The organism is Streptomyces sp. Pv4-95, assembly GCF_045782725.1.
Lineage (GTDB): Bacteria > Actinomycetota > Actinomycetes > Streptomycetales > Streptomycetaceae > Streptomyces.
Map to the genome: position 1 here is coordinate 2,924,292 of NZ_CP127172.1, position 22,251 is coordinate 2,946,542.

19 protein-coding genes and 1 tRNA gene are annotated in these 22,251 nt (G+C 70.8%); 5 read left to right on the forward strand and 15 right to left on the reverse strand.

Going from position 1 to position 22,251, the window contains the following annotated elements:
* Positions 1-94: 94 nt before the first annotated feature.
* From QOM21_RS12835 to QOM21_RS12845, 3 genes are all read right to left on the reverse strand, one after another.
* Positions 95-1,948, reverse strand: a complete 1,854-nt coding sequence (locus QOM21_RS12835) for a tetratricopeptide repeat protein (RefSeq protein WP_407550028.1) — start codon at positions 1,946-1,948, stop codon at positions 95-97.
* 208 nt (positions 1,949-2,156) lie between these two features.
* Positions 2,157-2,230, reverse strand: a tRNA-Met gene (locus QOM21_RS12840).
* A 112-nt stretch (positions 2,231-2,342) separates the two neighbouring features.
* The gene (locus tag QOM21_RS12845) at positions 2,343-5,231 is read right to left on the reverse strand and encodes a UPF0182 family protein (RefSeq protein ID WP_407555656.1); all 2,889 of its coding nucleotides are present in this window, start codon (positions 5,229-5,231) and stop codon (positions 2,343-2,345) included.
* A gap of 136 nt (positions 5,232-5,367) precedes the next feature.
* Here QOM21_RS12845 and QOM21_RS12850 point away from each other — a divergent pair, with 136 nt between their 5' ends.
* Positions 5,368-5,922, forward strand: a complete 555-nt coding sequence (locus QOM21_RS12850; RefSeq protein ID WP_407550029.1) for a PPA1309 family protein — start codon at positions 5,368-5,370, stop codon at positions 5,920-5,922.
* 76 nt (positions 5,923-5,998) lie between these two features.
* Here QOM21_RS12850 and QOM21_RS12855 read toward each other — a convergent pair whose 3' ends face one another.
* The 3 genes from QOM21_RS12855 to QOM21_RS12865 form a co-directional block, all read right to left on the reverse strand.
* Complete coding sequence (locus QOM21_RS12855) at positions 5,999-7,096, reverse strand: PDZ domain-containing protein (RefSeq protein WP_407550030.1); 1,098 nt, start codon at positions 7,094-7,096, stop codon at positions 5,999-6,001.
* A gap of 497 nt (positions 7,097-7,593) precedes the next feature.
* Positions 7,594-8,073 carry a molybdenum cofactor biosynthesis protein MoaE gene (locus QOM21_RS12860; RefSeq protein ID WP_407550031.1) on the reverse strand — a complete coding sequence of 160 codons (480 nt, stop codon included), beginning with the start codon at positions 8,071-8,073 and terminating at the stop codon, positions 7,594-7,596.
* 101 nt (positions 8,074-8,174) lie between these two features.
* The gene (locus QOM21_RS12865; protein ID WP_407550032.1) at positions 8,175-9,326 is read right to left on the reverse strand and encodes an SDR family oxidoreductase; all 1,152 of its coding nucleotides are present in this window, start codon (positions 9,324-9,326) and stop codon (positions 8,175-8,177) included.
* 191 nt (positions 9,327-9,517) lie between these two features.
* Here QOM21_RS12865 and QOM21_RS12870 point away from each other — a divergent pair, with 191 nt between their 5' ends.
* The gene (locus QOM21_RS12870; RefSeq protein WP_407550033.1) at positions 9,518-11,041 is read left to right on the forward strand and encodes a zinc-dependent metalloprotease; all 1,524 of its coding nucleotides are present in this window, start codon (positions 9,518-9,520) and stop codon (positions 11,039-11,041) included.
* The gene (locus QOM21_RS12875; RefSeq protein ID WP_407550034.1) at positions 11,038-11,568 is read left to right on the forward strand and encodes an NUDIX hydrolase; all 531 of its coding nucleotides are present in this window, start codon (positions 11,038-11,040) and stop codon (positions 11,566-11,568) included. Before QOM21_RS12870 ends, QOM21_RS12875 begins: the two co-directional genes overlap by 4 nt.
* A 78-nt stretch (positions 11,569-11,646) precedes the next feature.
* Here QOM21_RS12875 and QOM21_RS12880 read toward each other — a convergent pair whose 3' ends face one another.
* The 4 genes from QOM21_RS12880 to QOM21_RS12895 all read right to left on the reverse strand — a co-directional run bounded on the left by QOM21_RS12880 (position 11,647) and on the right by QOM21_RS12895 (position 15,517).
* Complete coding sequence (locus QOM21_RS12880) at positions 11,647-12,405, reverse strand: AIM24 family protein (protein ID WP_407550035.1); 759 nt, start codon at positions 12,403-12,405, stop codon at positions 11,647-11,649.
* 20 nt (positions 12,406-12,425) lie between these two features.
* Entirely contained in the window at positions 12,426-13,109 is a 684-nt protein-coding gene (locus QOM21_RS12885) for an AIM24 family protein (RefSeq protein ID WP_407550036.1), read from the reverse strand.
* Between the two features lie 14 nt (positions 13,110-13,123).
* Positions 13,124-14,779, reverse strand: a complete 1,656-nt coding sequence (locus QOM21_RS12890) for a TerD family protein (RefSeq protein WP_407550037.1) — start codon at positions 14,777-14,779, stop codon at positions 13,124-13,126.
* A gap of 111 nt (positions 14,780-14,890) precedes the next feature.
* Positions 14,891-15,517 carry a M48 family metallopeptidase gene (locus QOM21_RS12895; protein WP_407550038.1) on the reverse strand — a complete coding sequence of 209 codons (627 nt, stop codon included), beginning with the start codon at positions 15,515-15,517 and terminating at the stop codon, positions 14,891-14,893.
* Positions 15,518-15,705: 188 nt separating this feature from the next.
* Between QOM21_RS12895 and QOM21_RS12900 the strand changes: the two genes are divergently transcribed.
* Both QOM21_RS12900 and QOM21_RS12905 read left to right on the forward strand, forming a co-directional pair.
* Positions 15,706-16,842, forward strand: a complete 1,137-nt coding sequence (locus tag QOM21_RS12900; RefSeq protein WP_407555657.1) for a ThiF family adenylyltransferase — start codon at positions 15,706-15,708, stop codon at positions 16,840-16,842.
* Between the two features lie 35 nt (positions 16,843-16,877).
* On the forward strand, positions 16,878-18,296 hold the full coding sequence (locus QOM21_RS12905) for an ABC1 kinase family protein (protein WP_407550039.1): 1,419 nt from the start codon (positions 16,878-16,880) through the stop codon (positions 18,294-18,296).
* Positions 18,297-18,434: 138 nt separating this feature from the next.
* Here QOM21_RS12905 and QOM21_RS12910 read toward each other — a convergent pair whose 3' ends face one another.
* The 5 genes from QOM21_RS12910 to QOM21_RS12930 form a co-directional block, all read right to left on the reverse strand.
* Positions 18,435-18,635, reverse strand: coding sequence for a hypothetical protein (locus QOM21_RS12910; protein ID WP_407550040.1), 201 nt, complete (start codon positions 18,633-18,635; stop codon positions 18,435-18,437).
* 100 nt (positions 18,636-18,735) lie between these two features.
* Entirely contained in the window at positions 18,736-19,053 is a 318-nt protein-coding gene (locus QOM21_RS12915) for a hypothetical protein (protein WP_407550041.1), read from the reverse strand.
* A complete protein-coding gene (locus QOM21_RS12920; RefSeq protein WP_026169602.1) occupies positions 19,050-19,403 on the reverse strand; it encodes a WhiB family transcriptional regulator in 354 nt (117 codons plus the stop codon). Before QOM21_RS12920 ends, QOM21_RS12915 begins: the two co-directional genes overlap by 4 nt.
* A gap of 120 nt (positions 19,404-19,523) precedes the next feature.
* Positions 19,524-19,847: a hypothetical protein gene (locus QOM21_RS12925; RefSeq protein WP_398558032.1), complete on the reverse strand. Its 324-nt coding sequence runs from the start codon at positions 19,845-19,847 to the stop codon at positions 19,524-19,526.
* Between the two features lie 142 nt (positions 19,848-19,989).
* The gene (locus QOM21_RS12930; RefSeq protein WP_407550042.1) at positions 19,990-22,215 is read right to left on the reverse strand and encodes an ATP-dependent DNA helicase UvrD2; all 2,226 of its coding nucleotides are present in this window, start codon (positions 22,213-22,215) and stop codon (positions 19,990-19,992) included.
* Between the last annotated feature and the right edge of the window lie 36 nt (positions 22,216-22,251).

Here is a 22,251-nt window from a genome sequence, read left to right on the forward strand (position 1 = left end):
TTACTTTAACCCCAGGCCGACGACCAGCGCAAATCCCTTGCCGTGGGCCCAGGGCCAGGTCTCCTCGACCCGGCCCTGGGCTCGCGGCGCCACACTAGGCGCTGAGCTCCTCCTGAAGCGCCGTACGCAGCCGTGCCGCCCGCTCCGCGACCTCCGGCGGCCCCAGCTCCACCGACCGCGCACACCAGCTCTGCGCCTCGGCCAGCGCGCCCCTGCGAGCGGCCAGCAGCGCCAGCCGCAGGGCTGCGCGGCCGTGCCCGGCATCGGCGGCCCGCTGCCACCACAGGGTGGCCTCCGGGAGGCTCCCCTCACGGGCGAGCAGCAGCCCGAGATTGAAGGCGCCGTTGCTACTGCCGGCCTCGGCCGCCGCGCGGTACCAGGTCGCGGCCTCGACCACATCCCCCCGAGCCGCCGCGAACATGCCAACTCGAACCTGCGCACGGCGATGCCCCTGCTGGGCGGCCCGCTCGTACCACTGCCTGCTCTCGTCGTCCGGCTCCCGCCCGTCGTCCAGCCGCCCGGCGTCGCGCGCCTCCACGGACCTGCGGTCCAGCAGGTCGGCGAGCCGGAAGGCCGCCTCGGGGCTGCCGCCCCCGGCCGCGCAGCGCAGATGGCGCTCCGCGTCCTGGGTGTCGCCCTCACGCAGCTGCACCATGGCGACCTGCAGCGCCGCCTCGGTGTGCCCGGCCGCCGCCGCCCGCTCGTACCAGGCGTGCGCCATCCGGTCCTCACCGCGCCCTGCGAACAGGATGCCGAGGTTGAACGCCGCGTCCACGCTGCCCGCCTCGGCCGCCTTGGAGAACCACGGCTCGGCCCCCGCCGCGTCGCCACGCTGCAACAGCAGGATGGCGAGCGCGTTGGCCGCCTCGCGGTGCCCCGCGTAGGCGGCGCGGCGGTACCACTGCTCACCGCGCCCGGCCCGGCCCTGCTCGGCGCAGAGCAGCCCGATGTTGTAGGCGCCGTTGACGTCCCCGGCGTCCAGCGCGGCGCGGTACCAGCGCTCGGCGGTCTGCAGTTCGCCGCGGTCGGCGTGCAGCGCACCCAGGGCGTTGGCGGCATTGCCGTCGCCGTCCTGGGCGGCGCGCCGCCACCACTCCGCCGCGCTCTCCTCGTCACCGGCGTCACGCAGCAGGAAGCCCAGCGCGCAGGCCGCCCGGGCTTCGCCGTCCTTGGCCGCGGACAGATACCAGCGTCCGGCCTCCTGCACATCGCCCCGGTCCTCCAGGAGCGCGCCCAGTTGCAGTGCGGCGCGCCGGTGGCCGCGCGCGGCGGCCTGGCGGTACCACTGCTCGGCCTCGGCGGCGCGGGTCAGCTCGCCGTACGCGGGCTCCACCGCGCGGTCGGTGTCGCGGCCGTCCTCGATGACGCGGGCCAGGCGGTACGCGGCTTCGCGGTGGCCGCGTTCGGCGGCGGCCCGGAACCAGCGCTCGGCCCCGATGTCGCCGCGGTGCTCCAGCAGGTCGGCGAGGGCGTACGCACCCAAGTAGTGCCCGGACTCGGCGGACTGGCGCAGCCAGTACTCGGCGGCGGGCTCGTCGCCCCGCTCGCGGTAGTGCCTGCCCAGTGCGTGCGCGGCCGCGGCGGAACCGGCGACGGCGGCGATCCGCCACCAGCCGGCCGCCTCCTCGGTGTAGCCCCGCTGGTGGAGCAGGACACCGAGGTTGTTGGCCGCGGCGCGGTCACCGGCCGCGGTGGCGGAGCGCAGGTGCGGCTCGGCGCCGTCGAGGTCACCGCGGCGCAGCAGCATCGCGCCGAGCGCGCTCATGGCGGCGGTGTCGCCCGCCTCGGCGGCCCGGCGGTGACCGGTCTCGGTCACCGCGTCGGACGCGTCGGACACCTCGGCGGCCTCCATCGCATCCAGCCGCAGCTCGGATTCGCGCCCGTCGTCGGGCGCATGCACAAACCGGTCTGTCTCCAACAACCTTGCCTTGTCCCCCATAAGAGCCATCGTCGCATCACCCGTAACCCGCGTACACCTGGAATACCGCAGCCAGTGAGGTCACTTCAGCGGTTTGTCGACTTCCCGACACGGCGACTTGTCAAACTCAAGCACACAGGTTTCCCACAACGGCCGTTCGACTCGGCCGTGACCCGCAACCCGACCCGAACGCATGACGAAGGCCCGGATCCTTGAGGATCCGGGCCTTCATCTTCAGTAGCGGGGACAGGATTTGAACCTGCGACCTCTGGGTTATGAGCCCAGCGAGCTACCGAGCTGCTCCACCCCGCGCCGTTGTGTCCTCAAGCTATCACGGGGCCGCGGGGGCCTCTGACCACCGCGGATGTGCGGCCACCGGTTCGCACCGGCGGCCGCACCCCGGCCTGCTCCCGGCCGGATCGCGTCAGTCGCCCGACTTACCTGCCTTCTCGGATGCCTCGGCGGCCCGGTCCAGCGCCGCCTTGAGCTTCTTCTGGGCCTCGCCGTAACCGGCCCAGTCACCCGAGGAGCGCGCCTTCTCGCCCTCCTCGTAAGCCTTCTGGGCGTCGCCCAGGGCCTCCTGCACCGTCTGGTCGGACGGTGGCGGCTGGGTCGTGTCGCCGCCGGCGGGCGGTTCCTCCGTGCCCGAACTGGGGGCCTTCTTGCCGAACACGACATCCAGCGCGTCCTTGAGGGAGTTCTCCAGCACCGGCTTGTTGTCGCCGTAGCTGACCAACACCTTCTTCAGCAGCGGGTAGTTGGTGTTGGCGCCCCGCAGGTAGACCGGTTCGACGTACAGCAGTCCGCCGTCCAGGGGCACGGTCAGCAGGTTGCCGTACTCGATCTCCGAATCACCGAGCTTCTTGAGGATGTTCAGCTCGTTGGCGATGCTCGGATCGGAGTTGAACTTCGACTGCACCAGCTGCGGTCCCGGCACCGGTGTCTGCGACGGCAGTTTCAGAAGTCTGATCTTGCCGTAGTCGCTGCTGGTCGCATTGGCGTCGACGGCCATGAAAGCGCCCAGGTTGTCGCGTTTGCTGGGCGTGAAGGTCGTCGTCAGCGAGAAGGTCTGCCCCTTTTGATCCGGCATCTTCAGGCTCAGGTAGTACGGCGGTACGGCGTTGCCCGACTTCGTCGTCGGGTCGTTGGGGATCTGCCAGCGCTCGGAGCCGGTGTAGAAGGTGCCCGGGTCCGTGACGTGGTAGGTGGTGAGCAGCTGCCGCTGCACCTTGAACAGGTCCTGCGGATACCGCAGATGCTCCTTGAGCGACGGGCTGATGGAGCTCTTCTTCTCGACCGTGCCGGGGAAGGACTTCATCCAGGTCTTGAGAACCGGGTCCTTGGTGTCCCACTGGTAGAGCTTGACCGAGCCGTCGTAGGCGTCGACCGTCGCCTTGACGGAGTTGCGGATGTAGTTGACCTGGTTCTGCTGAGCCACCACCGCCCGCTGTCCGTCGGTGAGCGAATCGGCGGTGGTGTCCCCGAGCGTGGTGCGCGAGGCGTAGGGATAGCCGTTGCTGGTGGTGTAGGCGTCCACGATCCACTGGATCCGGCCGTCTATCACCGCCGGGTAGGCGTCGCCGTCGATCGTCAGCCAGGGGGCGACGGATTCGACCCGCTCCTTGGGCGTGCGGTTGTACAGGATCCGCGAGCCCTCACCGATCGCGCCGGAGTAGAGGATCTGCGGCTCGCCGAACGCCACCGCGTAGGCGGCGCGGTTGATCGGGTTGCCGAGGTTCACCCCGCTCCTGCCGGTGTAGCTGTAGCTCTTCTCTCCGCTGTCGTCGGAGTAGTCCAGCTCCTTCTGCGGACCACCGACGATGGAGTACTGAGAGGTCTTCTCGCCGTAGTACACCCGCTGTTGGTACTTGCCGAGCTGCCCCTTGGCCGGCAGATCGGACTCGGTGTACTTCGGACCGCCGCCCTCGGCGGGCTCGGTGCCCTTCGCGGCGACCGCGCCGTAGCCGTGGGTGTACTTGAAGTGGTCGTTGATCCAGTTGCGCTCGGGGATACCGGCGATGTTCAGCTCGCGCAGACCGATGACGGTGTCCTGCTCGGCGCCGTCCTTGTCCTTGTACCGGTCGACGTCGAGGGTGGAGGGGAACTGGTAGTACCCGCGCACCTGCTGCTGTTGCTGGAAGGCCGGCGAGACCACGTTGGGGTCGAGCAGACGCATGCTGGCCGTGGTGTCGGCGTCCTCACGCAGCCGCTCACTGTCCGCCTTCGTGGCCGGCTTGTAGTTGCCCTTGTAGGGCGTGACCCCCGAGTCCTGGATGTCGTACGCGTCCCGCGTCGCCTTGATGTTCTGCTTGATGTACGGCGCTTCCTTGGCCTGCTCGTTCGGCTGGACCTGGAACTTCTGCACGATCGCCGGATACAGCCCGCCGATGAGGATGGCGGAGAGCACCATCAGGCCGAAGCCGATCACCGGCAGCTGCCAGGTGCGGCGCCAGAGGGTGGCGAAGAACAGCACCGCGCAGATCACCGCGATGCAGAACAGAATCGTCTTCGCCGGCAGATAGGCGTTGGCGTCGACATAGCGCAGACCCGTCCAGTTGTCGGCCGACTTCAGGCCGCTGGACTTCACCGCCAGGCCGTACCGGTCGAGCCAGTACGCGATCGCCTTGAGCGAGACGAAGATCCCCAGCAGCACCGAGAGATGACCGGTCGCCGCGGCCGTCGCCCGGGATCCGGGGCTGGTCAGCCGCAGCCCGCCGTAGAGGTAGTGGGTCAGCGCGGCGGCGATCAGGCACAGCACCGCACAGGCGAAGCCGAAGCTCAACAGGAAGCGGTACCAGGGAAGATCGAATGCGTAGAACGAGACATCCATCCCGAATTGCGGGTCTTTCTGGCCGAACGACACGCCATTGACCCACTGCAGCCAGGTGCGCCACTCACCCGACGCGGACGCACCGGCGATCAGGCCGACCACGGCACCGATCGCGATCAGCGCCCACTTCTTGAACGGGGCGATGCTCATCCGATAACGGTCCAGGCTCTGCTGCTCCGTGGACATCGCGCTGAGCGGTGGCCGCAGCCGGTGCGCCAGCCAGACGTTGACGCCGACGGCCGACGCCATCAGCACGCCGAAGAAGAAGAACAAACCGATCTTGGTCCACAGGGTGGTGGTGAAGACCGACGAATAGTGGACCGAGCGATACCAGAGCCAGTCGGTCCAGAACCCCGCGAACATCACGAAGAGCATGGCCAGCACGGCCAACACACCCAACGTCATGAGCAGGGTCCGGATCCGCCGGGACGGTCGGCCGACTCTGATCCGTGGCCCTGTCGGGCCTCCGCCGCGGTCCGGCATCTGGAAAGCCAAGGTGCGCACCTCGAAGTTCGCTGTCGTGTTGAGCAGGCCCGGCGATAGTAGGACCCACTGATGCAACTTACGAAGGCTTTACTCGGTTCCCGATTTCCGGGGTTCACAAGGCACGATGTTGAGCATGACCAACCTCCCCGTTGACGGCACCCCCCTCGCCGCCAACCCACTGACCCGCGCGGTGCTCGAAATCGACGAGTACAGCGCCGGGCTCGGCTGGGATCAGCCCGCCCGACTGTTCGCCCTCGTCGACACCGCCAAGCTGCGCGCCCAGGAGCCCTCGCTCGCCGCGCAGCTCGGCATCGACGACTCCACCACCACCTCCCTGACCCCCGTCGAGCAGGACGAGATCCCGGCCGGCGTCCCGCTGGACGAGTTCCTGGCCACCATCGCCTGGCCGGAGGCCGTCACCGGCTGCGCGATGACCGTGGAGCGGCTGATGCTGCCGCCGTCCGCGGAGGACTCGGTGCCCGAGGGCCTGGACGACGCGCAGCTCGCCAAGTGGGTCGCCGACCACCCGGACCGTCAGGAGGTCCGGATGACGGTGGGCGTGCTGCGGGACGGCTCGCGGGAATCGGCGCTGCGGCTGCGCGAGAAGGACTCGACGTCCGAAGTGCTCACCGGCGCCGCCCTGGTGCCGGGCCTCGCGGACGCGCTGTCCGCGACGTTCGAGGGCTGAGCCACCCGATCACGAAGCCCCGGCCGACGACGGCCGGGGCTTTCGGGTCTCCGGGCGGGCGGCGGGACCCGCCGGCCTACGACCGGCCTGCCGGGCTGCAGCTCGGCAGGCCGTCGGTGTCACCCGAGCGGATCTTCTGCAGTGCGCTCACCGCGTCGCCGATGGTGTTGACCTTGACGAGGGTGAGGCCGGGCGGGGTGTCCTTGGCGGCGGTCGCGCAGTTGTCCTTCGGCGTCAGGAAGAACTCCGCGCCCTTGTCCCGAGCGCCGACCGTCTTCATCGAGATGCCGCCGATCGGCCCGACCTTGCCCTTGTCGTCGATCGTGCCCGTACCGGCCACGAACTTGCCGCCGGTCAGATCCTGCGGCGTCAGCTTGTCGACGATGCCGAGCGCGAACATCAGCCCGGCGCTCGGCCCGCCGACGTCGGCCAGCTTGACGTCGATGCTGAACGGGAGGATGTGGTCCACCTCGGCCTGGATGCCCACGATGGCCCGGCCGTCCTCCGCCTTCTGGGTGGTGAGCGTGATGTCCTTCGTACCCGTCGAGGGCCGCTTGCCCTGCTTCTCGGCCGCGGCCGCCGTCTTGGCGGGGATGATGGTGAAGCGGACCTTCTCGCCCGGCTTGTGCAGGGTGACGAGCTTGGCGACGCCGGCGGCCTCCGTGACCGGCTTGCCGTCCACCGCCTTGATGACGTCACCGGCGTGCAGCCGGCCGTCGGCCGGCATGTCCTTCACCACGGAACCCACGACGGTCTGGGTGGCGACGGGGATCTTCAGCTGGCGCAGCGCGGACGCCTTGGCGCTCTCCTGGGACTGGCTGAACTCCTCGGCGTTCTCCTGATCGGCCTCCTCGGCCGTCTGCCCCTCGGGGTAGAGGGTCTTGTGCGGCACCACGGCGTTGTCGTGCTCCAGCCAGCCGTAGACCGCCTCGAAGAGGTTCATGGTGTAGTCGGGGCCGGTGACCCGGACCGTGGTCATGTTGAGGTGACCGGTCGTCGGGTACGTCTTGCGCCCGGAGATCTCCAGCACCGGCTCGCCGCTGTGCTCACCCAGGGTGTTGACCGTCGGGCCCGGCGACATCTCCGCATACGGCACGGGGATCAGCACCCCCGCGCAGAGCAGCGCGATCAACATGAGGGTCGAGGCGAGCAGCGTCGCGGTGCGGCGTGGCATGGAACGACAGTACGGGACGGGTATGACAACCGGCCCGCGGGGCCGTCCGTCCGGGGAGCTGCCCCGGGCCTCCCCCGCATGGCGGGCCGTCACTCCTCAGAGCGACGGCCATTGCTCGTGCGTACGACCGGGGAACGTCAGGCCGCGTCCGAGGCGGGCTCGGAAGCGGAACGTTCCCTCTCCATCGCGTCGCGGAACCGGGCGTACCCCGCGAGCTCCGCGACATCCCCCGTCTTGCGATTTCGCTGCGCCCAAGTGCTCCACACCACGGCAACCATCGCAGCGAGAACCGGAATCAACAACCAGAGGAGTGCACCCACAGCGGCCTCCCGACCCTTTGCGCGACCGCAAATCGACGAATAAGCAGATTACCCATCCAACAGGTCAACGCTCACGCCAGGGGGTGGGTTACGCAACCGGAACGCCGGGGCACCTATTCGGCCCCGCGTTCGGAAAACGAGGCCCGGCCGGGGGCCGTTGCCTCGATGGGTGGCGCGTCAGACGCCGACCCATTCCTCCGTACCGTCCGAGAAAGTCTGGTGCTTCCAGATGGGGACCTGGTGCTTGAGGTCGTCGATCAGTTTCCGGCACGCCTCGAACGCCTCGCCCCGGTGCGGGCAGGACACGGCGACGACGACCGCAATATCTCCGATGGCCAGTTCGCCCACCCGGTGGACGGCGGCCAGCGCACGGACCGGAAAGTCGGCGATGACCTTCTCGGCGATGCGGCGCATCTCCGCCTCCGCGGACGGGTGCGAGGAGTAGCCGAGGCCGTCGACGTCCGCCCCGCCGTCGTGCGAGCGGACCGTGCCGACGAAGAGGGCCGTGCCACCCGCCGCGTCGTCCCCGACGGCCGCGAAGACCTCGTCCACGGACAGCGGGGCCTCACGGATCGCGAGCAGCCGTATGGGGTCCGCGGCGCCCTGCTCACCAGGGTGCTCACGGCCGGACGACGAGGGGGTGCGCGTGCCAGACATACTCCCCATCGTGCCCCACCGGGAGCGCCCGGGGGAATCGCCGTTTCCACCGGGGCTGCGGCCGCGGCACTGGAGGCTCGTACAGCCCGCCGCCGGCCGGGTCAGATGCGGCGGCGGGCCTTGCGGGCACGCCTGACCAGCGCGGCGGTACCCAGCAGGGCGACGGTGGCGCCCGCCGCGCCCGCGGCGGTGGCGTCCTTGCGGCCCAGCCTGCGGCCCGCGACGGTGTGCCGACCCGCGACCTCCTCCAGCAGCTCGGCGAGCACCTCCTCGTTGGTCCACCGGGGGCGCCAGCCCGCGTCGTGCAGGCGGCTGCCGCTGACCACCCAGGGGTGCATCGTGTACGCGAGGTCCCCGGCGGGCGACGGTGTCAGGCCGATGCGGTGCAGGCGGGCCGCGGCGCCCAGGGCCACCGACGACGGCAGCTCCATGCGCCGGATGCCGCTCAGCTCCTCGACCTCCTCCTGTTCCAGCCAGCCGTCGCAGCCGACCGCCAGCTCCCCGTCGACCTTCTCGAGCGCCGCGTATTCCAGGGCGCTGACCAGGTCCTCGACGTGGCAGAACTGCCAGGTGGGCCGCGATCCGGCGACCACCAGGAGGCGGGGCGATTCGAAGTAGCGGGTCAGGGCGGTGTCGGTACCGCCCACCAGGACGGTGGGGCGCAGCACGGTGACGTTCAGGCCCGGGTGTGCGCGGGGGGCGCGGTAGGCGAGGTCCTCGATCTCCATGAGGTCCCCGACACCGGTGGCGTCGGCCGTGGCGCGCAGCTCGGCGTCCTCGGCCAGCGGAACGTCGTTGTCGGGCAGCGCCCCGTAGACCATCGCGGAGGTGCACAGCACGACCCGGTGGACGCCTGCCGCGGCGGCCGCGGTGAGGACGGTCTGGGTGCCGCGCACGTTGTAGGCGGTGCGGGCGGTGGCGTCGGTCTCCAGGTCGAGGTCGAGTGCCAGGTGGACGACGACGTCCGCGCCGCGCAGCTTCTCGGCGATGGCGGGGTCGCGTACGTCCAGGACGTGCCAGTGGGCCTCCGCGACGTCACCGCGCCGCTCGTCGATGGCGATGACCTCCTTGACCTCGTCGGATTCGGCGAGGGCACGGGTCAGGAGCGCGCCGACTCCGGAGGCGGCTCCGGTGACGGCCACGACGGGCCGGCGCAGCGGCCGGTCCGTGGCGCCGCCCGCGGTGCCGCCCGCCTTGTCGGGCGTGGCCGCAGCGTTTCGCGCTGCGCGAACGGTCGGATCTGGGGAACTCACCGGGCGTCTCCAGCGGTTGTCTTCAGTACGTACGCGTGCTCACGCGTGCCGTACCAGGTGGCGTCCATCCTGCCGCAGCCACCGCGACAGCGAAGCACCGAGCCCCGAAGCGGTCCGGGTGTCTACGCTGGAGGTGATGTCGGGCAGTCGCCGTCGGCCCCGGCCGGCGGCCCTACGAGCCGAGGAAACCCGTGAGTGACACCCCATTTGGATTCGGCCTTCCGCCGGAGGAGCCGGAGGACGGCGACAACGGCAAGAAGAAGGGCGGCCAGGGAGGTAGCCAGGACCCCGCGGACCCGTTCGGGTTCGGCGGCGGGAGCGGCGGCGCGGACAATCCGTTCGCGGCGCTCTTCGGCGGCATGGGCGGACCCGGTGGCGAGATGAACCCTGGCGATCTGGGCGCCGCGTTCCAGAAGCTCGGCCAGATGCTCTCCTACGAGGGCGGCCCGGTGAACTGGGACATGGCCAAGGACATCGCGCGGCAGACCGTCGCGCAGGGCGCCGAGGACGGCAGCAAGGACGCGAGCCTTTCCCCTGGTGAGCGGTCCGCGGTCGAGGAGGCCGTGCGGCTGGCCGACCTGTGGCTGGACGGTGTGACGTCGCTGCCGTCGGGCTCCGGCTCGGTCGTGGCGTGGAGCCGCGCCGAGTGGGTCGAGGAGACCCTGCCGGTGTGGAAGGACCTGGTCAACCCGCTCGCCGAGCGCGTCGGGGCGGCCATGGGGGATGTGCTGCCCGAGGAGATGCAGGCCATGGCCGGCCCGCTGCTCGGCATGATGCGCTCCATGGGCGGCGCGATGTTCGGCACCCAGATCGGCCAGGCGCTGGGCGTGCTGGCGAGCGAGGTCGTCGGCTCGACGGACATCGGGCTGCCGCTCGGCCCGGCCGGCAAGGCCGCCCTGCTGCCCGGCAACATCGCGTCGTTCGGCGCGGGCCTGGGCGTGCCCGAGGAGGAAGTGCGGCTCTATCTGGCCCTGCGCGAGGCCGCCCACCAGCGGCTCTTCGCCCACGTCCCGTGGCTGCGCTCGCATCTGTTCGGTGCCGTCGAGGGCTACGCGCGCGGCATCAAGGTCGACACCACCAAGCTGGAGGACGTGGTCGGCCAGATCGACCCGCAGCATCCCGAGGAGCTGCAGAACGCACTCCAGCAGGGCATGTTCCAGCCCGAGGACACCCCGGAGCAGAAGGCGGCACTGGCCCGCCTGGAGACGGCGCTCGCCCTCGTCGAGGGCTGGGTGGACGCGGTGGTGCACGCCGCCTCCAAGCCGCATCTGCCCTCCTCGGACAAGCTCCGTGAGACGTTGCGGCGGCGCCGTGCGAGCGGCGGCCCGGCCGAGCAGACGTTCTCGACGCTGATCGGCCTGCAGCTGCGTCCGCGCCGTCTGCGGGACGCCTCCCGCCTGTGGGCCTCCCTGACGGACGCCCGGGGGCTGGAGGGCCGCGACGGCCTGTGGGAGCACCCGGACATGCTGCCGACGGCGGCCGATCTGGACGACCCGGACGGCTTTGTGCACCACGAGCAGCCGGACTTCTCCGAGCTGGACAAGATGCTGGGCGAGGCCGCGAACGGCGCCAAGCCCGACCTGGCCAAGCCCGCCGCGGCATCGCCCGAGGCGCCGGCCGCCGAATCCGAGGGCAAGCCCGAGGCGTCCGGCGAGGGCCCCGCGGACGGCCCCGACAAGGGCACCGGCGAGGGCAAGGGTGACGGCGACAAGTGAGTCTGCGTGAGGAGGCGGCGCGGGTCCTCAAGGAGTGGCCCGCGCCGTCGTCCGACCAGGAGCAGCTGCGGCTGACCTATCTCGACCACCTCGCCGCTCATCCGGACGGCATGTGGAAGCCCTGCAAGGAAGGGCACGTCACGGCGAGTGCCCTGGTGATCGATCCGGCCCGCGGCCGGGTCCTGCTCACCCTGCACCGCAAGCTGCAGATGTGGCTGCAGATGGGCGGCCACTGCGAGCCGGAGGACACCTCGTTGGCCGAGGCGGCGCTGCGTGAGGCGCGGGAGGAGTCCGGGATCGCGCAGGGGCTGACGCTGCTGCCCGGCGGCCCGGTGCGGCTGGATCGTCATCACACGCCCTGCGCCTGGCACTTGGACGTCCAGTACGCGGCGCTGGCCCCGGAAGGAGCGGTCGCCGCGATCAGCGACGAATCGCTGGACCTGCGGTGGTTCGCCTACGACGAGGTGGCGGGCGTCGCCGACGCGTCCGTGGTGCGCCTCGTCGACAGGACCCGCGCGCTGCTCTGAGGGCCCGCTGCCGCCCATCGGGCGACAGACAGCGCCGCGGCGCCCGTCCCGGACCGGGACGGGCGCCGCGGCGTTGCGTCAGTTGGTGAAGATGTTGCCCTGGTTCTGACCGTGGGCGCCGTGCTGCCCCATGCCGAACTGGGCTGCCACACCGGACCCGATGACGGCCTGCTGCGGCGGCAGCAGCTCACTGGGCTGGACGAGGGCGTACCCCTGCCCCAGGAAGCTCAGCTCCCAGCCCTCGCCCGTCCCGCCGCGGCGCCGCCACACCCCGGAGGAGTGCGTCTGCGCCTGCATCTGCACCCGCAGCGAGGCGGACCAGGCGACGACGGCGTCGGCGTCGGCGTTGACGTACGTTTCCGGCGTCACCTGGAGCATCAGCGGCTGGCCCGAGGTCATCAGCGCGACCTTGCCACGGCCGGTGATGTTGAGCTGGTACTTGCCGGTGCCGGAGATGCCGTACTGGCTGTCGACGGAGACGACCTCCCAGTGCAGGCCGGAGTCGAGCGCCAGGACATAGCTGCTGTCGATGGTCAGACCGTCGTGGTCGACATCGACGACATGGACGTACTGCGCGAGGTTGGCGAGGTAGACCGTGCCCTGGCCCGAGACCCGCATCAGGTCCAGGCCCTCACCGGACCCCGCGCGGGTGCGGCGCTGTCCCTGCGTCTGGTAGTTGCCGTCGAATTCGAGCAGGCCCTGATAGGCGACCATCGTGCCCTTGCGGGCGAGAAGGTCCTCGTGGCCCTGGAGGGCGACGCGCAGCAGCTGCTCGTTCTGCAGCGCGTAGCGGTCCTGGGTCTGTGCCTCGGTGAAGGCGAAAAGCGGACTTTGCATGGCGTGTTCGGTCCTCCCCCTCAGCCCCGGGCCCGGAGCCGGTCGGTGCTGTCCTCGCTGGGCTGGACGACGACGAAACCCTGCCCGGAGAAGCCCAGTTGATAGGCCTCGCCGCTGCCGCGCCCGATCATCGACGACGCCTTGAAGCTGCGCTTGCCCTTCATCTTCAGATGCGTGGACCACGCGACGAGCGCGTCCGGGTCCACATACGTCTCGTCCTCGCCGCGGCCGCAGTCGACGACGATGGGCGTGCCACGGGAGGTCAGCGCCACCCAGCCGGTGCCGGAGATGGCGACGTTGAAGAGCCCCTGGCCGGCGAACTTCGCCATCCCCTTGACGCGCTGCACGCCCCACTGGAGGTGCGCGTCGAAGGCGAGGAGATTGGTGCCGTTGACGGAGAGCGCCTCACCGTTGAGGTTGATGCAGACCACGTCGGCGCCGTAGTCGGCGAGGTAGAGCAGGCCGTCGCCGGTGCACTTCATCAGCGGGGCGCCCTCGCCGGTCAGCCACTGGGAAGCCATCTGGCGTACGGCGGGCGGGTTCGGCTCGTACTGGACGAACCCTTCGTAGGCCACCATCGAGCCCGTGCGCGCGAAGACGTCCTGGCCGCTCTGCATGGCGATCTTCACCATGGCACTGCCGTGGTTCTCCATACGGGCGGCGGGCGGGGTCGGGACGTAGCCCGAGAGCTGTTGCTGGTTCATGTTCACGGGCTCCCTCAGACCTCGTAGGGCTGGACGACGATGAAGTTCCCGGGCGCGCCCCGGAACTGGAGGTTCACGGTCTCGCCGGAGTGGCCGGGGAAGGCGTGGCGGCGCAGGCTCACCTGGCTGGAGATGATCACCTGCGAGGCCGCGGACCAGGCCACGATGGCGTTGGCGTCGGCGAAGGTGGTCGGGGTGACCGGCAGCACGACCGGCATCCCCTGGGTCTTGACGACGACGGTGCCCGTCCCCTGGAACTGCATGGTGAACAGGGCGCCACCGGGGATGCCGTGTCCCTCGATGCGGCGGATCTCGTGCTGCAGCGACTCGTCGAAGGCGAGGACGCTCTCGGCCGACACGCAGATGGCGTCGCCCTGCAGCTCGATGGGGTGGATATGGGCGCTGTTCTCGGCGAAGAACACCTGGCCCTGGCCCGAGCAGCGCATGAGCTGCATTTCCTGGCCGGTGGCGTTGCCGACGATCCGACCGCGGAAGCCGGCGCCCTTGTAGCTGAAGTCGACCTTGCCCTGGTAGAGCACCATGCTGCCCTGGCGGGCGAGCACCGCTTGGCCCTCGACGCCGAGGTCGACGCGGATGAGCTTGGGGTTCTGCGGCGTCCACCGCTGACCGGTCGGGGCTTCCTTGTACTTCTCCAGGACGGTGCCCAGATCGGGGCCGGCGCCCTGGGGCACCGGGGCCTGGCCCGGATGCGGGGCGCCCGGCGGCTGCTGCTGGCCATAGGGGGCGGGCTGGGCCGGGTACTGACCCGGCTGTCCGCCGTACCCGCCCGGGGCCGGCTGGCCGTACGGGGCCTGCGGCGCGGGCTGGCCGTAGGGCGCTTGCGGCGGCTGCCCGGGCGCGCCGGGCGGCGGCACGGGGGCACCGGGCGGCGGGGCCATCGGCGCGGCGATGGTCGGCGCGCTGTGAACCTGCGGGGCGGTGGGCTGCTGCGGCTGCGGCACGGTCGGCTGCGGCGGCTGCGCGGCGGGCTGCGGAGCGCCCTGGGGCGGGCCGAAGTCCGGCGCGGGCTGCGGCGGCACGGGTGCGGCCGGGGCCGCGAACGTCGGCGCGGGGGCGGCCCCGGCCGGTGGCGCGAACCCGGGAACGGCCTGCGCGGCGGGAGGCTGTTCGGCCTCCGCCTCCTCCGCGACCTCACCGCCGAAGTTCTTCAGCAGCGCCTCCAGGCCGCCGTCGAAGCCCTGCCCCACGGCGGCGAACCGCCACACGTCCTTGAGGTAGAAATCGCCCAGCATGACGGCGCGCTCGGTGCTGAACTCGCTGCCGTCGAAGGAGTAGCGGGCGACCTCTTCACCGCCGGCGACGATACGGATGTAGCCGGGGCCGACCTGCGACATCTGGCCCGCGCCGTCCAGCGCGGCGCTGAAGGACAGCTTCTGCACCTGCTGCGGGATGCGGTCCAGGGTGACCCGGAAGGACTCGGTGTCGCCGGCCTGCGGACCCAGCTGCTGGATCCCCTCCTCCGGCGACTTGGGCTGGTTGAAGAAGATGAAGTAACGGTCGTCGGACAGCCGCTCGTTCGCGTCGAGACCGAAGCAGCTGATGTCGAAGGTGAGCCCGGAACCGGCGATCTGCACACCGACGTACAGATCCGTCCCCGGTGTCAGGTCACTGATCTTGGCCTTGTGGCCCCGCTGGAATTCCCTGGCCATACGTAACGACCGTCCCCCGCTCCCGCTGTGAGTTCCTGTGCGCGCCAGGCTAACCGCTGACGCCGACAACGGGCGATGCCGGGGAGCGGTCGATCCTGCCGGGCACGGCTCTCATTCGTCGCGGGCGACGGGCAGATGAGGCAGCCGGTCGGCCGCGACCACGCCTTCGAGATAGCCGCGGGCCCGCTCCGTGCGCGGGTAGGACTCCAGCAGCCGCCAGAACCTGGGCCCGTGGCCGGGGACGAGGAGATGCGCGAGCTCGTGCAGCAGGACGTAGTCGACGACGTACTCCGGCATGCCCTGCAAGCGGTGCGACAGACGGATGCTGCCCTCCGCGGGGGTGCACGATCCCCACCGCGTGTTCTGGTTGGTCACCCAGCGCACCGAGGCGGCGCGGGCCCGGCCCTCCAGATGCTGGCCGGACAGCCGCTCGGCCCGCTCGGCAAGCTCACCGTCGCCCAGCATGCGCTTGCTCTCCTGGGCGGCGAGCTTGTCCAGCATGACGGTGACCCAGCGCCGCTCCTCGGCCTCGGACATACGGGCCGGAATCAGGACAACGGTGCGGTCGCCCTCGCGGTACGCGGAGACGGTTCTGCGCCGTCGCGAACTGCGGCGCACCTCGACCGCGCTCGTGCCCGGGCTGTGCACCGTCGGGCTCGGAGCAGCCCGGCGCGAGCTTTCTGCGGCACGGCGCAAGGGCGTCTCCCCGGAGCCGCGAGGGGAAGAGTCGGCGGGCACGTGCCCGACGTTACCCGCTGGAGCTGCGGGAAGTCCCGCCCCGCGGACGGTTCGCCCGCGAAACACTCCATGGCGGGCACGGCTTGTACGACTATTACCCACCGCCTGTGGACAACTTTCCGCACCGCCGCGGCGCACGGCGCATGCTGACAGCCGGACCACGAAGAACGGGGGCGGATATGCATCCGATGCTCAAGCCCGCGCTGCGGCGCGGCTGGCGGGACAGGGAAACGGTGCGGTTCGGCGTGGCGCCGGCCCACGCGGTGGTCGTCGGCCCGGTCGACACCGCCACCGGCAGCTTCCTCTCAATGATCGACGGCACCAGAAGCATGCAGCAGCTGGTCGAGGAGGCCCGGTCACTGGACCTGCCTCCGCAACACGCCCGGGGCGTCGTCGACCGGCTCGGCGCCGCGGGACTGCTGGAGGCACCCACCGCGGGCGGACCGGCCGCCGACGCGGTACGGGCCGACGGCCCCGCCTGCGAGCGCCTCCGGCCCGACCTGGCATCCCTGTCCGTACAGCACCCGGAAGCCGCCGGCGCCCTCGGCCGGATAGGGGCCCGCCGGGCGGTCCGCGTCCGGATCCGCGGTACGGGACGGGTGGGTGCCCAGGTCGCGGCGCTGCTCTCGGCCGCCGGGATCGGCCGGGTGGACGTACTGGACGGCGGTTCGGTCGCGCCCGCGGACGTCACACCGGGCGGGCTGCCCGCGGAGCGGATCGGCGAGCGGCGCGACGTGACGGCCCGGCGGCTGGTCCACCAGTCGTCCCCCTGGTCCCGCAGACCCCGCCCGCTCGTCCCGGTGAGCGACTCCGGCGAACCCGGCCTGTCGCTGACGGTGCTCACCCCTCGCGACGGCCTCGGCGCCTACGCCCCCGACCCCGTACTGTCCGAGCCGCTCCTCACCGCCGGAATCCCACACCTTTACGCGGGCGTGATCGAGGGCACGGGTGTGGTGGGACCTCTGGTACTGCCCGGCGGTTCGGCCTGCGCGCGCTGCGACGAACTGCGGCGCACGGAGGAGGAACCGGCCTGGCCGCGGCTGCTCGCGCAGTGGCGGTCGGGGCGCGCGTCGCCTGCGGTGCCGGCGTGTGACGCCGCGCTGGCGACGGCGGTGGCGGGGCTGACCGCCGTGCAGGCGCTGACGTTTCTCGACGGTGGCCTGCCGCCCTGTACGGGTGCACGGATGGAGGTCGCGCTGCCGTGCGCGGACGTACGCACGGTGCGGATCGAGCCGCATCCGGAGTGCGAATGCGGTGCAGCTCGCCTCACTTGTGGGGCGGGCCCCTCGGATCCGCGGCCACAACACGCCACAATGACGGAGTAACCCCGGTAGGGGGACAGTGTGAGTTGGAGGGGCGCATGTCTGATCTTCCCCGCAAGGCGGTCACCCGCACCGCCAAGCTGGCCGCGCTGCCACTGGGGTTCGCCGGCCGCGCCACCTGGGGCCTGGGCAAGCGGATCGGTGGCAGGTCCGCCGAGATCGTCGGCCGAGAGCTTCAACAGCGCACCGCGGAACAGCTCTTCAAGGTGCTCGGAGAGCTCAAGGGCGGGGCGATGAAGTTCGGGCAGGCACTGTCCGTCTTCGAGTCGGCACTGCCCGAGGAGATCGCCGGACCCTACCGCGCCGCCCTGACGAAACTTCAGGAAGCGGCGCCGCCGATGCCGACGAGCACGGTCCACTCCGTGCTGGCCGAACGCCTCGGCGAGGACTGGCGGGAGCTGTTCGAGGAATTCGAGGACAAACCGTCCGCCGCGGCATCGATCGGGCAGGTCCACCGGGCGGTGTGGCACGACGGCCGCGAGGTGGCCGTCAAGGTGCAGTACCCGGGGGCGGGCCAGGCCCTACTGTCGGACCTGTCGCAGTTGAGCCGTTTCGCCCGGCTGCTGGGCCCGCTGATCCCCGGCATGGACATCAAACCGCTGATCACCGAACTGCGCGACCGGGTGTCGGAGGAACTGGACTACGCCCTGGAGGCGGAAGCTCAGCGTGCGCACGCCGAGGAATTCGCCGACGATCCGGATGTACTGGTGCCCGCCGTGGTCCACCAGAGCGACCAGGTGCTCGTCACCGAATGGATGGACGGAGTGCCGCTGTCCGAGGTGATCGCCGACGGCACCGACGAGCAGCGGGACCGGGCCGGCCAACTGCTGGCGCGCTTCCTCTTCTCCGGACCGGCCCGCACCGGCCTGCTGCACGCCGACCCGCACCCCGGCAACTTCCGCCTGCTGCCCAAGGACGACCCGGACGGGACCGGAGAGGAATGGCGCCTCGGCGTGCTGGACTTCGGCACCGTCGACCGGCTGCCCGAGGGCCTGCCCCCGACGATCGGCACCTCACTGCGGATGACGCTGGACGGCGAGGCCGAGGCGGTCTATCAGCAGCTGTGCCAGGAGGGCTTCGTCAAGGAGACCATCGACCTCGACCCGGACGCGGTCCTCGACTATCTCCTGCCGATCATCGAACCGGCGCAGGTGGAGGAATTCACCTTCACCCGCAGCTGGATGCGGAACCAGGCCGCCCGGATCGGTGATCCCCGCTCCCCCGCGTACCAGTTGGCCAAGAGGCTCAACCTCCCGCCTTCCTACCTCCTGATCCACCGGGTCACCTTGAGCACCATCGGCGTGCTGTGCCAATTGGGGGCGACGGTCCGGCTGCGCGAGGAGCTGGAGGCATGGATGCCCGGATTCATGGCCGCCGAGGAAGCGGAGATCGCGGAGTTCGGCGAGCACCTCACCGAGGAGGCCGCGGAGGACACCGTCGGGGAGAGCACGGCCTGAGCACACCGGTCCGGTCGGCACACCGGCCGTCCGGCCCTCTTCCCACCACGGCGATCACACCAGGATCAGCGCCGCTCACCTGCGCCGGACGTCATCGGCACGCCCCGGCACTGCCGGAGGCCCCGGCAGCGTCGACGCTCACCACCAGGACGAATCCAGCCGACCTTCGATGGCCCGGATGTTCTCCCGCGCGCAACGGTCGCAGAAGTAGCAGCGCTCACCGTTCTCGACGGAACAGGTCCAGGTCGGCGAGGCACCCTCGGCGACGGCGCCACAGCGGGCGCACACGATGCTCTCCGTACTCAACTCCGGTTGCTCATGTGTCCTCTGGTCCACCATCCGACGATATCCCCGCCGACCTCGCGAACCCGGATACAACGCACCACGGGGCCCGCCCTCTCGGACGGACCCCGTGGCGGCGCGGCACGGTCGTGCGGCGTTACTGCATCACGGCCATGGCCAGCGCGCGGCGGGCACGCAGCGACGCGCGTTCGGCGCGACGCTGCATACGCCGCGCGGCGGCGAGCCGGTGGGCCCTGCGTTCGGATTCGGCCTCTTGCAGGCGTTCATGCATATGCGCACGAGCCAGGGCTTCTGGGATGAGTTGCATGGCGAGGTTCCTGTTCTGACGCGACTCGGTCGCGCTGGAGTTCACGGGGGCGGGTGTCTCGGTGAAAGAGGGGTTCATCGTGGGGTCCTGCTTCTTGGGATCCCGTGTGACGGGACGGTCGATCGTTCCTGTGCCGGTGATGCTCATGCCGCAACCGGGTTCTTGCGCGGACGGCCACGCGGACGCTTCCGCGGTACGACGACGCCCTGGACGAAGAGTTCGCCGCCCCAGACGCCCCACGGCTCACGACGGTCCTTGGCGCCGGCGAGGCAGGCCTCACGGACGGGACAGGTCTGACACAGGGTCTTGGCGTACTCGACGTCGGCCGGGGACTCGGCGAAGAAGACCTCGGGGTCGTAGGTCCGGCACGGTACAGCGGCGCCGAGGCGGTCGATCTCGTCGTCGAGCTCGGTGAGGGGCAGCAAGGAGTTCTCCTGAGGGTCGGGCGGAGGGATCAGGTCGGTCGCTACGGACGGGGTGTGCGTCTGGAGTTGCACGGTGGTGTGTTCCTCGTCTGTCGGCCCGGCTGGTGGCTGGGCGCGTTGGGCAAAACAAAAGGGCCGCGGATCCCGGTGTGGGTTCCGCGGCCCTGGAAGGTGCCGACCTGATCGTGCCGATCAGGCTGGATCTCTCCAGGGTTCGAGGCCGCGGTAGGCCCACATTTCATGCTTCGTCTGGTACGTCTTCGGGGATCCGGCACCATTGGCCGCCTCGAAGGCAAAGGCATTCGCCACTGCCGCCGCTGCTACCGCAGGTGCCTCGCTCGGTCGCGCGGTGCGCTCGCCGGCCGTCAGGACGGCGAGGGACTCGGGGCGCGCGACCTCGGAACCGGACAGGCGGCCGAAGCCGGACAGACCGGTGCCAAGGAGCGAGGAGCCGAGAGCGCAGGGGGCGACGACCGAGAGATCGGTCATTTTGTCCATCTCGATAATGCTGATCACTGGGCTCGCCTCCTCTCGGCGTCTCGGTGGACCGGGAATCCCGTTCCAAACATGTTCAAGTACAGCACGGATCCATCGGAACTCGGAAGCCCGTCGTTTCCGTGCTCCCGAAGGCTATGGCGATGCGCTCCGCGCGCGCAAACTATTTTTCCGACGAGTTTTTCGCGCCGTCCTCGGAGTCGTCCTCCGAAGCCCCCGCGAGCTCCTCGCCGGCGCAGAGCGCCAGCACATCCGTACCGAAGCGGTCCAGCTTGCGCCGTCCCACTCCTGAGATGCCCGCGAGCTCCGCTTCGGTTCCCGGAACGGCCTCGGCAATCGCCATCAGCGTCTTGTCGGTGAACACGCAATACGCGGGCTGGCTCAGCAGGCCGGCCTGCTCGGCCCGCCAGTCGCGCAGGCGCTCGTACAGCCCCTCGTCGAGGTCGGACGGGCAGTCCTCGCAGCGCATCAGCTTCATCTCGCCCGCGTCCGTCAGCGTCTTGTTGCAGACGCGGCAGCGCGCGGGACCGCGAGGCTTGCGCCGCCTTGCCCCCGCCGCCTCCGCGCCACGCTCCACACCGCCTACAGCCGCACCCGGCACGCGACGCCCGGCCGAGGCACCGGAGCCGGGCCGCAGGCCGCTGAGGAACCGGCTCGGCCGCCGCGAGGCCCGGCCGCCGGGAGAGCGCGCCAGCGACCAGGAGAGACCCAGATGCAGGCGGGCGCGCGTGACGCCGACGTAGAGGAGCCGGCGCTCCTCCTCTATCTGCTCATCAGTCTTGGCGTAGGTGATCGGCATCATGCCCTCGGTGAGGCCGACCAGGAAGACAGCGTCCCACTCCAGGCCCTTCGCGGCGTGCAGCGAGGCGAGCGTCACCCCCTCGACGGTCGGGGCGTGCTGGACGTTGGCGCGTTCGTCCAGCTCGGCGACGAGGTCGGCGAGGGTCGCCGAGGGACGGGCCTTGGCGAAGTCCTCGGCGAGCCGGACCAGCGCCGCCAAGGACTCCCAGCGGTCCCGCACCGCGCCCGAGCCCGCCGGCGGCTCACCCGTCCAGCCCATGTCGCTCAGCACCGCCCGCACCTCGGACGGCAGGTCGACGGCGTCGTCGAGCAGCGCGTCGTTGGAGCCGAAGCGGGCGGCGCCCCGCAGCTTGATGCCGGCCTCGCGCACCTCGGGCCGCTCGAAGAACCGCTCGGCACCGCGCAGCTGATACGGCACACCGACATCGGCGAGCGCCTGCTCGTAGACCTCCGACTGGGCATTGATACGGAAGAGAACCGCGATCTCACTGGCCGGCACACCGGAGGCGATGAGGTCCCTGATACGGCGGGCGGTGCCCTCGGCCTCGGCGGGCTCGTCGGCGTACTCCACATAAGCGGGCTCGGGCCCGGCCTCGCGCTGCGACACCAGCTCCAGGCGGTGCTCGGCGGCCCGGCCCTTGGCCTGTGACAGCAGCCCGTTGGCGAGGTGGACGACCTGCGGCGTGGAGCGGTAGTCGCGGACGAGCTTCACGACCGTCGCGTTCGGATGGCGGGTGCGGAAGTTGAGCAGGTGGTCCGGGGTGGCGCCGGTGAAGCTGTAGATCGTCTGGCTGGCGTCGCCGACCACGCAGAGGCTGTCGCGGTCGCCCAGCCACAGGTCGAGCAACCGCTGCTGCAGCGGGCTGACGTCCTGGTACTCGTCGACGACGAAATGCTGGTACTGCGAGCGGACCTGCTCGGCGATGTCGTGCCGGTCCTGCAGCACCCCGACGGTGAGCAGCAGGACATCCTCGAAATCGATGGTCCCGCGGTCCCGCTTGAGCTGTTCGTAGGTGCCGTAGATCTGCCCGATCTCGGCCGGGTCCCGCGGGGCGTCACGGCCCGCCTTCACCACCGCGGCCGGGTAGTCCGCGGGGACGGTCTGGGTGACCTTGGACCACTCGATCTCGCCCGTGACATCGCGCAGCTCGTTGCGGTCCAGGCGGATGCGGCAGCGGGCGGCGGCCTCCGCGACGAGCTGGATCTTGCGTTCCAGCAGCCGCGGCACGTCACCGCCGACGGCCTTGGGCCAGAAGAACTGGAGCTGACGCAGCGCCGCCGAGTGGAACGTCCGGGCCTGCACACCGCCCGCCCCCAGCTGGCGCAGACGTCCACGCATCTCGCCCGCCGCACGCGCGGTGAAGGTGACGGCCAGCACACTGGCGGGCTGGAGAATGCCGGCCCGCACGCCGTACGCGATGCGGTGGGTGATCGCGCGGGTCTTGCCCGTACCGGCGCCGGCCAGCACACACACCGGACCGTTCAGGGCCGTCGCCACCTCACGCTGCTCGGGGTCGAGCCCGTCGAGCACCGCGTCAGGAGAGTCGGGGACCTGCGGGAAGAGAGAGGCGTCCGTTGCTGGTGTCACCCCGCCATGCTGCCAGGTCCGCGAAGCAGCCCGGAA